The 14,681-nt window shown below is 43.0% G+C and carries 19 protein-coding genes and 1 other annotated feature; of the genes, 3 read left to right on the plus strand and 16 right to left on the minus strand.

Annotated features, from left to right (window positions below; all coding sequences use genetic code 11):
* Positions 1 to 189: 189 nt before the first annotated feature.
* From KQI32_RS09795 to KQI32_RS09805, 3 genes are all read right to left on the minus strand, one after another.
* Positions 190 to 1,215, minus strand: coding sequence for a sugar kinase (locus KQI32_RS09795; protein WP_177689567.1), 1,026 nt, complete (start codon positions 1,213 to 1,215; stop codon positions 190 to 192).
* A gap of 3 nt (positions 1,216 to 1,218) precedes the next feature.
* Positions 1,219 to 1,863 (minus strand): bifunctional 2-keto-4-hydroxyglutarate aldolase/2-keto-3-deoxy-6-phosphogluconate aldolase, encoded by a 645-nt coding sequence (locus KQI32_RS09800; protein WP_177689566.1) that lies wholly within the window; start codon positions 1,861 to 1,863, stop codon positions 1,219 to 1,221.
* Positions 1,864 to 2,123: 260 nt separating this feature from the next.
* Positions 2,124 to 2,372: a hypothetical protein gene (locus KQI32_RS09805; RefSeq protein ID WP_177689565.1), complete on the minus strand. Its 249-nt coding sequence runs from the start codon at positions 2,370 to 2,372 to the stop codon at positions 2,124 to 2,126.
* Between the two features lie 133 nt (positions 2,373 to 2,505).
* Between KQI32_RS09805 and KQI32_RS09810 the strand changes: the two genes are divergently transcribed.
* From KQI32_RS09810 to KQI32_RS09820, 3 genes are all read left to right on the plus strand, one after another.
* Positions 2,506 to 3,147 (plus strand): hypothetical protein, encoded by a 642-nt coding sequence (locus tag KQI32_RS09810; protein ID WP_177689564.1) that lies wholly within the window; start codon positions 2,506 to 2,508, stop codon positions 3,145 to 3,147.
* Positions 3,144 to 3,914, plus strand: a complete 771-nt coding sequence (locus KQI32_RS09815; protein ID WP_216424866.1) for a GNAT family N-acetyltransferase — start codon at positions 3,144 to 3,146, stop codon at positions 3,912 to 3,914. Before KQI32_RS09810 ends, KQI32_RS09815 begins: the two co-directional genes overlap by 4 nt.
* 75 nt (positions 3,915 to 3,989) lie before the next feature.
* The gene (locus tag KQI32_RS09820; RefSeq protein ID WP_253291151.1) at positions 3,990 to 4,277 is read left to right on the plus strand and encodes a TfoX/Sxy family protein; all 288 of its coding nucleotides are present in this window, start codon (positions 3,990 to 3,992) and stop codon (positions 4,275 to 4,277) included.
* A gap of 80 nt (positions 4,278 to 4,357) precedes the next feature.
* Here the strand turns inward: KQI32_RS09820 and rplL are convergent, their stop codons facing one another.
* The 13 genes from rplL to KQI32_RS09885 form a co-directional block, all read right to left on the minus strand.
* A complete protein-coding gene (gene rplL, locus KQI32_RS09825) occupies positions 4,358 to 4,732 on the minus strand; it encodes a 50S ribosomal protein L7/L12 (protein WP_177689561.1) in 375 nt (124 codons plus the stop codon).
* 35 nt (positions 4,733 to 4,767) lie between these two features.
* Complete coding sequence (gene rplJ, locus KQI32_RS09830; protein WP_216424867.1) at positions 4,768 to 5,280, minus strand: 50S ribosomal protein L10; 513 nt, start codon at positions 5,278 to 5,280, stop codon at positions 4,768 to 4,770.
* A 103-nt stretch (positions 5,281 to 5,383) separates the two neighbouring features.
* Positions 5,384 to 5,527: a sequence feature (ribosomal protein L10 leader region), on the minus strand.
* Between the two features lie 35 nt (positions 5,528 to 5,562).
* Positions 5,563 to 6,258, minus strand: a complete 696-nt coding sequence (gene rplA, locus KQI32_RS09835) for a 50S ribosomal protein L1 (protein ID WP_177689559.1) — start codon at positions 6,256 to 6,258, stop codon at positions 5,563 to 5,565.
* Positions 6,259 to 6,350: 92 nt separating this feature from the next.
* On the minus strand, positions 6,351 to 6,776 hold the full coding sequence (gene rplK / locus KQI32_RS09840; protein WP_177689557.1) for a 50S ribosomal protein L11: 426 nt from the start codon (positions 6,774 to 6,776) through the stop codon (positions 6,351 to 6,353).
* A 273-nt stretch (positions 6,777 to 7,049) separates the two neighbouring features.
* Positions 7,050 to 7,568 (minus strand): transcription termination/antitermination protein NusG, encoded by a 519-nt coding sequence (nusG, locus tag KQI32_RS09845; RefSeq protein WP_177689556.1) that lies wholly within the window; start codon positions 7,566 to 7,568, stop codon positions 7,050 to 7,052.
* Positions 7,569 to 7,696: 128 nt separating this feature from the next.
* A complete protein-coding gene (gene secE / locus KQI32_RS09850) occupies positions 7,697 to 7,960 on the minus strand; it encodes a preprotein translocase subunit SecE (RefSeq protein ID WP_216424868.1) in 264 nt (87 codons plus the stop codon).
* 42 nt (positions 7,961 to 8,002) lie between these two features.
* Positions 8,003 to 8,152: a 50S ribosomal protein L33 gene (rpmG, locus tag KQI32_RS09855; RefSeq protein ID WP_177689555.1), complete on the minus strand. Its 150-nt coding sequence runs from the start codon at positions 8,150 to 8,152 to the stop codon at positions 8,003 to 8,005.
* Between the two features lie 289 nt (positions 8,153 to 8,441).
* Positions 8,442 to 9,149: a YgcG family protein gene (locus KQI32_RS09860; protein ID WP_216424869.1), complete on the minus strand. Its 708-nt coding sequence runs from the start codon at positions 9,147 to 9,149 to the stop codon at positions 8,442 to 8,444.
* A gap of 46 nt (positions 9,150 to 9,195) precedes the next feature.
* Positions 9,196 to 9,903, minus strand: coding sequence for a YgcG family protein (locus KQI32_RS09865; RefSeq protein ID WP_216424870.1), 708 nt, complete (start codon positions 9,901 to 9,903; stop codon positions 9,196 to 9,198).
* A 12-nt stretch (positions 9,904 to 9,915) separates the two neighbouring features.
* Positions 9,916 to 10,665 (minus strand): YgcG family protein, encoded by a 750-nt coding sequence (locus KQI32_RS09870; protein ID WP_216424871.1) that lies wholly within the window; start codon positions 10,663 to 10,665, stop codon positions 9,916 to 9,918.
* Between the two features lie 44 nt (positions 10,666 to 10,709).
* Entirely contained in the window at positions 10,710 to 11,276 is a 567-nt protein-coding gene (locus KQI32_RS09875) for a LemA family protein (protein ID WP_177689551.1), read from the minus strand.
* A 77-nt stretch (positions 11,277 to 11,353) separates the two neighbouring features.
* Positions 11,354 to 13,837 carry a hypothetical protein gene (locus tag KQI32_RS09880; protein WP_177689550.1) on the minus strand — a complete coding sequence of 828 codons (2,484 nt, stop codon included), beginning with the start codon at positions 13,835 to 13,837 and terminating at the stop codon, positions 11,354 to 11,356.
* 340 nt (positions 13,838 to 14,177) lie between these two features.
* Positions 14,178 to 14,633 (minus strand): hypothetical protein, encoded by a 456-nt coding sequence (locus KQI32_RS09885; protein WP_216424872.1) that lies wholly within the window; start codon positions 14,631 to 14,633, stop codon positions 14,178 to 14,180.
* Between the last annotated feature and the right edge of the window lie 48 nt (positions 14,634 to 14,681).

Genomic DNA, 14,681 nt, shown 5'->3' on the forward strand with positions numbered 1-14,681 from the left:
GCTGGCCATGTGGAAGTGGCGGGATGGGAACCATGGCACGCTGCATCGGATACTCATGTTTTTATTCCCAATAGACACAAAAACGCGTGGATTCGCTTGATGGAATCCATGCGTTTTTCGACAGGCTGATGGATACAAAATTTCTTTTGTATCCATTTTATCATATGGTTGTATAAAAACGGAAAAGACTTATCTCTGTACTCTGCCGGATCCGTCGCCGCCCATGAGAGCTGTTACTTCTTTCACAGAAACTCTGTTAAAGTCGCCGCCGATGGAATGTTTTAAACAGCTTGCAGCAACGGCAAATTCCAATGCGTCCGCATTGTTGTCATAGTTGTTCAAACCATAGATGAGACCACCACCAAAGCTATCGCCGCCGCCGACACGGTCTACGATATTTTTGATTTCATATTTTTTGGAAACATAAAATTCCTTGCCGTCATAAATGCAGGCAGACCAGTCATTATGGGTAGCAGATTTGCTTTCCCGCAGAGTGATCGCAATCTTGGACACATTCGGATATTTTGCCATAACCGCTTTCGCCAATTCTTCATATTTTTTTGTATCCAGAACGCCGCTTTCTACCTCCGCGTTGTTTTCAATACCCAGAGATTTCTGGCAATCCTCCTCATTGGCAATGACAACATCAACATATTTTACCAGCTCGCACATAACCTCTTTGGCTTCCTTGCCGTATTTCCAAAGGTTTTTGCGGTAGTTTAAATCGCAGGATACAGTCAGACCCATTTTCTTTGCAGCTTTCACCGCTTTCAGAGAAAGCTCTGCACAGGATTCGCTAATCGCAGGGGTAATACCTGTAATATGAAACCACCCTGCTCCGTCAAACGCCTTTTTAAAATCGATAGCATCTGATGATGCGATCGCCAGCGCGGAGTAGGCGCGGTCATAAATAACCTTGGAAGGTCTCTGATTCGCGCCGGATTCCAGATAATAGATACCAAATCTGCCGTCACCGATCACGATATTGGAGGTGTCAACGCCAAAGCCCTTGAGCTGATACAGACAAGCTTTGGTGATATCATTGTCCGGCAGGACTGTCACAAAGGAAGCGTCCATACCGTAATTGCTCAGAGATACAGCGACATTTGCCTCGCCGCCGCCAAAAGTCGCCTCCAGGGAAGGAGACTGGAAAAACCGTTCCAAACCGGGTGATTTCAAACGCAGCATAATTTCGCCAAGTGTAACAACTTTCATTGATTATAACCCCCTTGCTTCTTTTACAGCCGCAACCAGCTTTTTCGCCATATCGGTCACAGCAGCGTAATCCCCTGTTTTTGCACCTGCGGTCAGCGCACCGCCGCATCCAATCGCAGCCGCTCCGGCTTTGATCCACTGATCTACATTGGTGATGTCGACACCGCCTGTAGGCATTACTTTTGCATGGGGAATCGGGCCTTTGATTGATTTGATAATTTTAGGCCCAAACAGTTCGCCCGGGAACACTTTGACAATATCTGCTCCGGATTCCATAGCATTGACTACTTCTTTGATCGTAGTACAGCCAGGCATGCAGGCAATTCTATATCTATTGCAGAGTTTTACCGTATTCGGATCAAAATATGGGCTAACGACATACTGAGCGCCGGACAGAATCGCAATTCTGGCTGTCTCCGGATCCAAAACGGTTCCTGCTCCCAGAATGATTTCACCATTCTGATAAGTAGCTGCCAATTCCTCAATTACTTTGTGCGCTCCAGGCACAGTAAACGTCAGTTCGATTGCATCCACGCCGCCCTCTAAACAAGCTGCTGAAATTCTTTTCGCTTTTTCGGCTGTCTCCGCACGAACAACTGCAACAACACCGGTGTCGGTAATTCTGGTCAACACTTGTTCTTTTTCCATTTTATTCACCTCATAAAATATTTGCTGCATATAATCGGATGCTCAAAGTCATCATTCACATCCTTCACATGTCATAATATGATGTTTTGAACAACACCCTTTACAGCATTTTCTATAATATTTTATAGCGAATTTATGGAGAAGTCAAGCGCAAATGCCTTATTTTAATGAATAAATCTGTGTTTTTGTGAAGTTTTTTTGAAAGTTGGACAATATTAAATAAAAAGTGTACTATTCTTCATGGCATTGGTACATTTTTATCACTTATCCGTGATAAAAACGCTATGTTTTTGACCTGCTGTCTCACTTTCAGGGGGTGAATCAGGCTGAGACTCAAATTGACGGATCAGCTGATCCAGCCGCTTTAAAAGTTCATTTTCCTTTTCAACAATCTCCTGCAACGCCTCAACCAGCTTGGCCCCCAAACGTATCATCTCGGAAACGGCAGAAATCCCTTCCTCTGTTTTATTTACAACCTCTTCTGCCTGTGAACATATTTCTACATCCATATGAAAGACCTCCTCAAATTATTTTTTATCCCAAAAATAGCTTTTCTGTTATCTATTTATATTCTTTAAAATAAAAGTTATGCTTTGCAAAGTATGTCGTATATGCTATTATGGTAGTTAAAGGAGTGATTGAATGAAAAAATTATGGCTTTCTGATTTGGTTGTCATGGTAACAGCCGCTGTCTGCGCGGCAGTTCTTGCTCTGCGCGGAGATCTGTATGCCCTTGTAACCTGCCTGTTGACAATAGGTTGCGTGGCGATTGTCCATGCTGCCTTTCATTATTTCCGCTTTCCCATTCCCTATTTTATGTACTGTCTGATTCTTCTTTTTATTGTACTGGCTATGATCTTCGGCAAGATGCTGAATTTTTACGGTTTGATACCTGAATGGGACTTTTATCTACATCTGGTTTCCGGTGTGATTCTCGCCTTTATCGGATACCTTTTCTACTATCATATGGTGAACTTCACCCAGCCTGAAACAGTGAAGAAAAGCCTTCCCTGCTGGTTTGTTTTTTTATTCTGTTCCGCCGCCGCAGGCATTTGGGAAATATTTGAATTTGCAGGAGATATGCTTTTGGGGTTACAGTCCCAAAGCGGCAGTCTGATTGACACCATGACAGATATCATCGCCGGGAACGCTGGATGCCTCATTGCACTGTTCTTTATTGCCCGCCATGAACGGGGAAAAACCAGCAAAGCAATCACGCAAATGCTGGAAGAGGGAAGAAAAAGCAGAGAGAAGCAGCAGACGAAGAAGGATGACCACCGATGACAAACGAAGAAATCCTTCAAATCGCAATGCGGCAATCTGCCGTGGACAGTAATTGCTGTACAGATGATTTCCGAAGCATGGAAAACAAAGTGGTCATATCCCAAGCGAATCCCAATGCCAGAAAATATTTAGAACTTCCATTTCATTGTGATCTCACCAGTTACGGAAACAATATCGTGGCTTCCGTATCAGAGGATCTCACCGGAATTGCAGAAAACTATATCAACAAGTATCCGGTTGAACACTGCTTTGAAACACCTAACCTGCTTGTTTTGATGGATGCGCTAAAGCCTTTTGACTTGAATGTGTGTTTTATGGCGGAATATTTTCTGCCCGATGTCACGAAAGTCAAGCCTGTCTCCTGCAGGGAATACAATCTAAAACGAATGCTGCCGAATGACTTCGCCGACTATTACTTGCCGCAATGGGGAAACGCCTTGTGTAAAAAACGCAGACATTTAGACGTATTGGCAGTCGGTGCCTTCAGAGACGGCAAATTGATTGGTCTGGCAGGTGCGTCCGCCGACTGCGATACCATGTGGCAGATTGGTGTCGACATACTGCCAGAATACCGGCGTCAAGGTATCGCTTCATCCCTTACAAGTACTTTGGCGGCAGAGATTTTAAAGTGCGGCAAGGTCCCCTTTTACTGCTGTGCATGGTCAAATATCAAATCGGCGAGAAATGCAATCCGAAGCGGATTTCGTCCCGCCTGGGTACAGGTGACCGCAAAAAGAAAAGATTTTATTGATGAAATGAATCAATAGCAACATAAAGAAACAGTTCATAGGAGGTGCAGAATGGCTTCCAGCAAAGAATTTGTGACTTTTATATTGGAGTAACTGTCTGATTTGAATGAGATCACATGCCGCTCCATGATGGGGGAATATATCGTTTATTACCGCGGAAAAATTGCCGCATACGTCTGTGATGACAGGCTTCTTATCAAGCCGGTGGAATCTACGAAACGGCTTCTCCCGAATGCCCCTTATGAACCTCCATATGAAGGAGCAAAGGTTATGTTGTTCGTGGAAGAAGTGGATAACAAGGCGTTTTTGACAAACCTGTTTGAGCGTATGTATGAAGAATTACCCGTACCGAAGCCGAAGAAGAAAAATAGATCAATTTAAATTTATCAGACAGTTTCCTTATATGCAAAAAGGACATAGGATGAAATTCATCCTATGTCCTTTTCTATTTTGAAACCAAATTACTTCAGTTCGACTTCTGCGCCAGCAGCAACCAGTTTTTCTTTTGCAGCTTCCGCATCTTCTTTGGAAACGCCTTCTTTGATTTTGGAAGGAACGCCTTCAACCGCTTCTTTTGCTTCTTTTAAGCCCAAACCTGTCAGTTCTCTTACAACTTTGATAACGTCCAGTTTCTTAGCGCCGAAGGATGTCATAACAACATCAAATTCGGTTTTTTCTTCCGCTGCAGCAGCACCGCCAGCAGCCGGAGCAGCAGCAACAGCCATAGCAGCAGCGCTTACACCGAATTCTTCTTCCAGAGCTTTTACCAGTTCAGACAGTTCTAATACTTTTAATTCTTTGATTTCTTCAATGATTTTTGCAACATTTTCGCCCATTTTAAATTACCTCCTATTTGTAACTTATTTTCAAATTATTCAGCAGCTTCTTCCGCCGCTTTTTTCTTTGCAATCTGATCGATTACGATTGCGAAAGATGTGATGATAGAATTCAAACCGCCTACTGTCTGTGCGATAAGTGTTTCTTTTGACGGAATAGATCCCAATTTTTCAATGGTCGCCAGATCGACAACTTTCCCTTCCAGGAAACCGCCTTTGATTTCCAGTGCTTCGTTGTCCTTAGCAAATTTAGTCAGAACGCTTGCAGGAGCAATCGGATCTTCTGCACAAATTGCAAGAGAAGTCGGATTTTCCAAAACAGATTCCAAACCGTCCAGTCCTGCATTCTTCGCCGCAAACCGCAGCATTGTGTTTTTGATAACCTTGTATTCAACGCCTGCTTCTCTCAGCTGAGTACGCAGCTTTGTATCCTGTTCCACAGTAAGACCTCTGTAGTCAACCAGAACACCGGCCTGCGCAGAGCTAAGTTTTTCAGTCAATTCAGCAACTAAATTTTTCTTTGTTTCCAATACCTTTGCACTTGGCATTTTGAATCACCTCCATAAAATAATATAAAAAGTTTTTCTCTCAGAAAAACAAAAACGCGCTTTGCACAATGTTTTTTGAAACGCCAAATTGCGCACAATTTCCTATGCTATGAAATAAACCCTCCCGAGGACATTCCAAGGGAGGGTTTTATTTATCAATAAAAATATCGAAAAAACAAATACACTCACCTCGGCAGGACTTATGGCTGAAACCGCCTGCTGTCTCAGGTTTGTTATATTACCTTTTGTTAGTATATCACAGGATATTTCAATTGTCAAGAATTAATCTGTGATTTTAACCTGGTTGATTCGGATGCCAGGTCCCATTGTAGAAGCAACTGCCACACTCTTTAAATACTGGCCTTTCGCAGCGGACGGTTTTGCTTTTACAATTGCGCCTAATAAAGCGTTGAAGTTTTCCAGCAGTTTTTCTTTTCCGAAGGAAACTTTCCCGATGGAACAGTGGATAATATTGGTCTTATCCAGACGGTATTCAATTTTACCGCTTTTCAGTTCAGCGATGGTTTTTGCCACATCGTTGGAAACGGTACCTGCTTTCGGGTTAGGCATCAGGCCTTTGGGGCCCAGAACCTTACCGATTCTACCAACAACCCCCATCATATCCGGTGTTGCAACAACAACGTCAAAATCAAACCAGTTCTCACCCTGAATTTTGGCAACCAGTTCTTCCGCGCCTACGTAATCCGCACCATTTTCCTCTGCTTCCTTCGCTTTGTCACCTTTTGCGAAAACCAAAACCTTCGGCACTTTACCGGTACCGTGAGGAAGAACGATTGCGCCCCTGACCTGCTGGTCAGCATGGCGGGAATCGACGCCCAATTTAATATGTGCTTCAACGGTTTCATCAAATTTTGCTTTGCCTGTATTGATAACCAGCTCCATTGCGTCAGCCGGATCATACAACTTTGCTTTGTCAATCAGCTTTACACTGTCTTGATATTTCTTTCCTCTTTTCACTTTACAAAAACCTCCTTATGTGGTTGTTCGGGTTTTCCCCTCCCACGTTCCGCCATAACTGGCAGACCTGTTTCAACTTTTTTCGGAAAAAATTAATCCTCTACAACAATACCCATGCTTCTTGCCGTCCCTGCAATCATTTTCATTGCAGCTTCAACAGACGCAGCGTTTAAGTCGGGCATTTTCTGTTCAGCGATCTTCCGAACTTCTTCCGATTTGATGGTTGCAACTTTGGTTTTGTTCGGTACACCGGAACCGCTTTTAATGTTACATGCCTTTTTCAAAAGCACAGCAGCCGGCGGAGTTTTTGTAATGAAAGAGAAAGATCTGTCCTGATAAACGGTGATAACAACCGGAATAATCAAGCCCATGTCATTCTTTGTTTTTTCATTAAACTCTTTACAAAACTGCATAATGTTCACACCGTGCTGACCAAGAGCAGGGCCAACAGGTGGTGCCGGGTTTGCTTTTCCAGCCTCAATCTGAAGCTTGATAAAGCCCATAACTTTTTGAGCCATGGTAATTACACCTCCATAAAAACAAAAATGTGGTAAATGGCGGATTCCCTTAGAATCCTCCCACTGCACAAAACTGTGCAACGATATAAACTCGCTCACATGTCCCTCCATTTCTACAAACGTTCGGGGCAAATTTGCGAGCAAGCGGTGAATAAAAATTCCCCGCTGAAAAATTAAGTGTTCTCTTCCGTCTGAAAAGCCGGGAGACAGCTTAATTTCATTATAAAAACACATGGCAAAACGCAAATTTCTCCGCATTCCGCCAAAATGCTCTTAATCTAACAATTCTGCCTGTCCGTATTCTAGTTCCACCGGAGTTTCCCGGCCAAACATGGATACGACAACGACAAATTTTTTCTCCGCCTCGTTGATCTGTGTAATCTCTCCCACAAAATCAGCCAGCGGGCCTTCGCAGATACGGACTGTATCCCCGATGGAGAGGTCGAACTGAACGGTTCTTGTCTCAAGCGACAACCCTTCAATCTCTTCGTCCGTCAGCGGGACCGGTTTTGAACCGGGACCAACAAAACTGGTGACGCCCCGGGTATTCCTTACAACATACCAGCTATCGGAATCCATAACCATTTTGATAAACAGATAACCGGGAAAAACTTTGCGCTTCACCGTCTTTTGCTTATCGTCCTTTACCTCTGTAACCTCTTCTTCAGGGAGTCTGATTTCTACGATTTTATCCTGCATATTTCGGTTTTCCACAATTCTTTCGATATTGCTTTTTACCTTATTTTCATATCCGGAATATGTGTGCACCACATACCATTTCGCTTCTTCCATAAGTAAAACAGACCCTTCCTAAGAGGATAGGCTTCCTCTTTTTATCATCTATACTCCAATGAACCTGTCATCAGACAATAGATCTTCAACAAGCTGTAAAACAAACGCTATGTTTCGGAAAGAAACTTTTATTTTGCAAACAAGTTCGTAAAGTAAGACCAATCACCTTGGAGAAGCCCCTGCAGAATCAAGCCGCCAAACAGCATGTCAAGCAGTGTGATAATAACCGCACAGATTGCAACCGCAACGATAACAACCAGTGTATTCTTCATCCATTGTTTCGGCGTAGGCCATACGATTTTTTTAAATTCGGATTTGGTACCTCTGAAAAACTTCATCAGCTTATTGTCTTTCTTGGGTTTCGCAGCAGCACCGTTCGCGTTTTTCATCATAGTGAAAACACTCCCCTTACAATTTGATTGGGTTTATCGAGTTTATTTCGTTTCTCTGTGCAGAGTATGTTTTTTACAGAATCTGCAGTACTTGTTCATCTCCAGCCTGTCAGGGCTGTTCTTCTTGTTCTTCATGGTGTCATAGTTTCTCTGTTTGCACTCTGTACATGCAAGGGTAATTTTTACTCTCATTTCTACACCTCCAACGGCTTTTATCCTAATATATAATCACTATATATCATAATAAAAATTTTATACATAGAACCTGTGCGCAGCTTGCCGGAAATTTGGCAAATACGGCTTTACGCCGCAATTTCCTGTATTATAAAAAAACACCTTTTCAGCAAGGCATTGATAAGTATACCACAGCGAAAGGGCGAAGTCAAGATTTTTTTCAGCCAGAAACAAATATTTTTTGACCGTAATTTGTTCACCGGCATATCGCTTTCCGTCCTATTCTTCGCCACCGCTGGTTCCGCTGTCATCCTCTTAATCTTTGTGTTTTTTTCCTGCGTTCACGAACTCCGCAAAAACTCCAATTTCCATAATACATCCCACTGAGTGGGGCAGAAATTCCTTCCTCTTTTTTGCCTTTTCTGCGCAGAAAAGTGATTGTTGAAACAAGAAAGCCAACAACTAAAAAAAGAAGAAGGAAAAGCGCTTCCGCAGTCACCGTCTCAAAAAACTTCTTTTTCGGCGCCGCAACGCGTCTCTCCGGATCGAGCTCATTCCGAAGCGCATGGATTACTTCAAATAAAGCTGTCTTATAACGATCTCTTTTGATATTTTCCACCGCATGCTTTTCCGCAACGGAAAGGCAGAATTCCGGTGTCAAAACATCTGCAACTCCGGCGCCAGCTTTGATGTATGCGCGCTTCTCATCCTCGACGAGCAATACAAGAGCTCCCTTCTGCCGTTCCCCTCCGATCCGGTAGGCGTCAAACATTTGCTGTGCGTATGCCTCTATCCGTTCTCCCTCCAGTGAAGAAATTGTTGACACAACAATCTGTCCCTTTCCATCTTCATCCAATTTCTTCAAAGTGTTCGAGTACTGCCAAAATATATAGTCGGGTATCACAGAAGCATAGTCATTCACATAGAATGCTCTGGACGGTCCCGGAATATCCGCCGCCAAAGCCTGACAAAAGAAAAGCAAGGAAATCATATGCATACAAAACAGCCGTTTCATGATACAATCCTCCCTCAAAATTCTCTGGAAGTACTGCCGCTATTTACTAACTGCGCTTCTTTGGATTTCTTTCTCTCAGCTTGTTCAACTCTCTGAAACGCCAGTCCCCATAATACAACTCATTGAGAGTGTCAGGGACCTTTTCATTCTTTTTGTCCTTCCTCCGCAGAAAAAGGATGGTGGAGACAATCAGCCCTGCCACCAAAACAATGAGAAAGAAAACAGACTCAGGGTGCGCCATTTCTAAAAATTTCTTTTCCGGCCTCACAACCGTTCCCGCCGGATCAATTTCTTTCCGAAGTGCAAAAATCATCTCATCCAATGCCGGCATATACCGATTTTTCTTCAGATTGCTCACCGTATGCTCCGCGATAACGGAAGAACAAAATTCCGGTGTCAAAGCATCAGAAAGCCCTGCACCGACTTTGATATAAGCGCGTTTCTCATCCTTGACCATCAAAATAAGAGCACCCTTCTGCCATTCTCCGCCAATCTGATATGCTTCAAACATTCGTTTTGCATATTCCTCTATCGCTTCTCCCTCCAAAGAGGAAACAGTCACTGCCACAATCTGTCCCATTTCTCTTTGATCCAGCTCCAGCAATATGCGAACAAGTTCAGATTCCACATCATAGTGCAACACCTCCGCCCAGTCATTCACATAGAATGCTCTGGACGGTCCCGGAATATCCGCCGCCAAAGCCTGACACAAGAAAAACAAGGAAATCATATATATACAAAACAGCCGTTTCATAATACATCCTCCTTAAAATCCTCTGGAAGCTCCGCCGCCCCCAAAGCTGCCTCCTCCTCCGCTGCTTCCTCCTCCAAAAGATCCTCCGCCGAGGGAGCCTCCTCCCCTTCCGCCGAAACCTCCGCGGAAAATGGGAGGCATTGGACCGCTCCCTCCATGCGTGCCGGAACCGCCCCGCGGATTATGAAACAGAACGCTCAAAACCACAATTACCCCCACAATGAGCAACGGCAGGATGATTTCCATCAGTCCGGATTCCTCATCATCCTGCACCCCCGGAGTATTCGCATTTTGCACCACATCCACCACTGCTAAAAAAAGCGCATGGAGGCCTGCATCAAAATCATTTTTCTTCAGCTCGCTCAACGCATACCGATCGATCAGCCTGCCAGTTTTTGAGTCAGGCAAAAGGTCTTCCAGACCATAGCCTACTTCAATGCGGATTTGGCGTTCCTCCTTTGCCAGCAGAATCAAAACACCGTTGTCTTCCTCTTTCTGACCGATGCCATAAGCACGCGCCATTTCAAGAGCATAGCTTTCAATATCCTTCCCTCCCATATCATTGACCGTGGAGACAACCAATTGAACACCGTTCTGTTTCTCCAGCTGACCTGCCCTTTGAATGATGTCATTCTCCGTCGCCGGAGAGATCACGTCGGCAAAGTCATTGCAATAAAACTCTTTCGTAGGATCTGGCACCGCAAACACTACAAAAGAAAAAAGCAAGCAGATGATAGAAAAAAATGCGAAAAAACGTTTCATGCTTTCCATCCCTTTTTCATTCTATTTCCCGCCGGAACAGAGCGTTATTTACCAAAATCCACCTTGGGCACTTCTTTCGCCCCCTCATCCGCCCGGAAGAATTCGGCGCTTTCAAATCCGAATATGGAAGCAACAAAATTCTTTGGGAACTGTTTGATCGCCTTGTTGTACTCTTTCACCGTATCATTGTAATCTTTTCTTGCTACCGCAATACGGTTTTCCGTGCCGGACAGTTCATCCATCAGCGCTTGAAAATTCTCGTTCGCTTTTAAATCCGGGTATTTTTCTACAACCACCAACAATCTGGACAGCGCAGAGGACAATTGATTGTCGGCGTTTTCCAGTTCCTGTACACTGCCCGCGCCTGCCAGTTTTGCACGTGCGTCCGCAATGCTTGTAAGCACTTCCTCCTCATGAGCCGCATATCCTTTTACCGTGCTGACCAGATTGGGAATCAAATCACCGCGGCGCTGCATCTGGCTCTCGATATTGGAATAAGCATTCTGAACCTCTGTATCCATTGATACAAGTCCATTGTACATTCCGATAAATGAGCCGCCTAAAATCACTATAACTGCCAAAATGACAATAAGAGGAATAAATTTTTTCATGCCAATCTCCTTTCGCCGCTTTTCCGCGACTGTTTCTATGAATATAAGACGAATTTTCCCTGTATCTTTTGAGGGCTTTATTCTTTTTCCTGCGGTTCGTATACCGAATAAAACTTCTCATTCTCTAGATAAATATACGGGGAATGATACAACTCCTTCGGAATATAACGCCCGATGAGCCCTTTATACGACAGCGCCGTTTCCAGCTGATACTGAGAATACCCCTGAAAACCTTCCGTTTGAATGACATAGGCAATCAGCTTGTCAAAGCTGTCTATACCGAGTTCTTTTTTCACCACGATTGTTTTGATATACCTGCGGTCCTCCACCTGAGGTGCCAGCAACAGATATCCTTCCCTCCTATTCAGAAGGAGAATAGACTCCAGCAGAAACGGGTTATATTCATAACCGCATGCTGGAAAGACGGAGAAGTTCGATATATTGGAAAGCGCCAGATATTTTTTGCGCCCCATTTTCTCCCCGATAATGGAATAAATTTGTTTCACCTGCTCCTCAGGGATCTTAAATTTCGTTCTCTTGACATACTCATCCTCCGAAATGCGGATAATGTCCTTTTCCAGTTCTTTAAACACCGCATAGGTCGTACCGATGGACCATTTCAGCTTGGATACAAACTGCTGATAGGCGCTGTATTTCAAAATGCCGTTTTTGAATAAAAACCGTTCAATAACATTTCGGCTGGACAACTCTCCAAAAGAGTCGCTGTTGGAGATATGAGGTCTGCGGAACACATAGCTGTCTTTAAACAGATAACTGGTCAGGTAAAACAGGTTGGAGGAATTGTTAATATGGTTTTCCCGGATAAACTCCGGGTATTCCGCTTTGGTCTTCTTATATAAAAGCTGTTCGCTGGCATATCCGTTGAATTCGCGGAATATCTCCTCAAGCAATTCCTGAAGCTGCTGTTTTTCCTTCTTTGCAATGTGAAAATAGTTTGTGTGGACATAGAAGTTATATTCCCACTGCAAAATATGCTCATTGGCCAGCTGGGCATTGGTGATTACCACATCGGTAGCTCCGGGGAACTTTTCCTTGATAGCCTCCCGGTGAACCGGCTTATTCTCTTTTTCAATAAACTCTCCGATCAAATCCCGGATGTTTTTGCGTTCTTTTCCCTTTTTCGTAATACTGTCGCGCTCAAAAATAAAATCGTCCTCATAGTAGTATTTCAGCACACCCTGTAAAAAATACCGGTTATGTACATTCGATTCTTTTAGCAGCCTGTCTTTCATACTTACAAAAATGTCATTGAAAAACAGAGTGTTGTTTTCACTTTCCATAATATACTGATAAATATCCTTCAGCAGTGCAATCGGAATATGAATGTTTTCCGCAACCGTATATGTACCACGGTCACATAAAACCAGGAAAAAAGAAATTCTGGTTCCCAGAGCACGGTTATTATCAGGAAGCTCCAGCCCTTTGAACTCCTTCTCTACAATTTTACGAAGTTTATTGAGTTCCTCGAAATCGTGAATGCGGAATCCGTCAGGAAAATGTTCGCGGATCACGATTGCACACAAAAGACCATAGGAAAGACCTGTTTTATACACATAGTCCCCGCTCTTTTTATAGCCTACCCCCATCAGGTAATTAATAAAGTCCTGAATGTTGATGTATTCAATCTTCTTTTTCAACAGCTTCTCATCGATCAGCACAAATTTCTCGGAGATATTGCAGGCATCCTTGATGTATTTTCTGGTGATGCCGCCGAGCCGCCCTACAACCTCTTCCTTGGTTTGGCCGCTTATGAGCAGTTTGTTGCAGAAATCAAGATATTCATTTTTATATACTGTCTTTATCGTGTACTTGGCAACCGCAAAATCCTCTTTGTCCTTAAAATATTTGGCCAGCTTATTGACATTCAGACACCGCAGTTTTTTATTGGTGTTTTTCATGTAATATATAAAACAATCCACCAATATTTTCGCTCTCTGCAACTCAATCTGTTCTATCTGACGGATTCTCTCCCTGGTGACATTGGTCTTTTCGCCAATGGCCTGCAAGGTCTTTCCCTGAGCCCTCTGAAGCAGCGTTTCATAATGGTGGTCTTCTTTTAATTTCTCATTCAGTTGTTCAATGACACCCAGCACCTCAGATTTTAATACTTTTATGGAGTCTATCACTTTCTTATAGACACGGCTGGGCACATTTTTATAGAGATTGGAGTTCCCAAAATTTTTCAGATCGCCAATGAACGAAATTCCCAGTTTTCCAATGGAATTAACCGCACTGTTGGAAAAGCCCATAAGGATAAAAATTTGAATGGGCAGAATTTCATTTGATGGATGAATCGAATCAAAAACATCGACTTTGCTTTTTTTCTGGAAGGATGTAAAATTATTTTTCTCATCCGAAAAGTAGGCGTTGTATCTCTTCTTGATATTCTCAATTTTCCCAACGCCGATTCCCTTTACCTCTTTCAGAGAAGCAAAATCAAACTTTTTTAAGTCGTTCATGGTGAGCAGGTTATGGTCTTTGCAATATGCGACAAAGATATGAAAGCTGTTTTCATAATAGATATCTTTAATCTCATGCATATTGTTCACCTCCAAATCTCATTATTCCGTATGCCTCATTCTATTATATGAGACATACTCTCATTCTATTTGAAAGATTTTTACAATCTATTGTCTTCATTTGTCAAACAGCAAAATATACGCCAAATATCACTTCCAAAAAAATATTTTAAAGGAATAAATCAAATCAATGCAAATTCTCTTTTATACATGAATTGTAACACATTTTTTTTGTTTTGTACATAGATAATTTGTAAATTTCCCATAATTTTTGAGTTAGAAACATCTATTTATTACAATATCAGGAATGACTTATTCTTTTACAACACAAGGTCCCTGCAGAAGCAGGAACCTTGTGAGATTACCGGAAATATTTAATTTTTGCCTGACTGCGGAGTTCCTTCAGTACATCATCCAAAGCTCCTCCCAATTCCGCCTTATACTGTGTAATCAGAAACGTTTCTCTAAGCGCTTGGAGCTGTTCCGTAGTGATGGCATTCTCATCGCCGTCCTGGTAAGCATCGGGTTCCAGCTTCTTCATTATCCCTTTGTAGCGCTGCTTTACCTCGTCGTCCGTCATGGAGCGGTTCTCCTTCTTTATTTTGGCGAAGAGCAATTTATTGTCAATCAGCTTTTTCAAGGCTTGCTCCTCGGTCATGCCGCTGTTGCCCCGCATCTTTTCAATATCCTGTATATAGATAGGTTCCCCGTTGACTTTTGCGGCCAAATTAGGATCCTCCACGCGGACTGCCGCTGTCTCACCGCAGCCGCTTAAAAACAGAATGAAAAATAAAAATATGCTCAGCAACCGTTTCATATCTTAAGCTCCTGTCTCAAAATAAAATAAGCTGTTATTTCTAACAGC

This window comes from Acetivibrio sp. MSJd-27 (genome assembly GCF_018918095.1).
Lineage (GTDB): Bacteria > Bacillota > Clostridia > UMGS1840 > HGM11507 > HGM11507.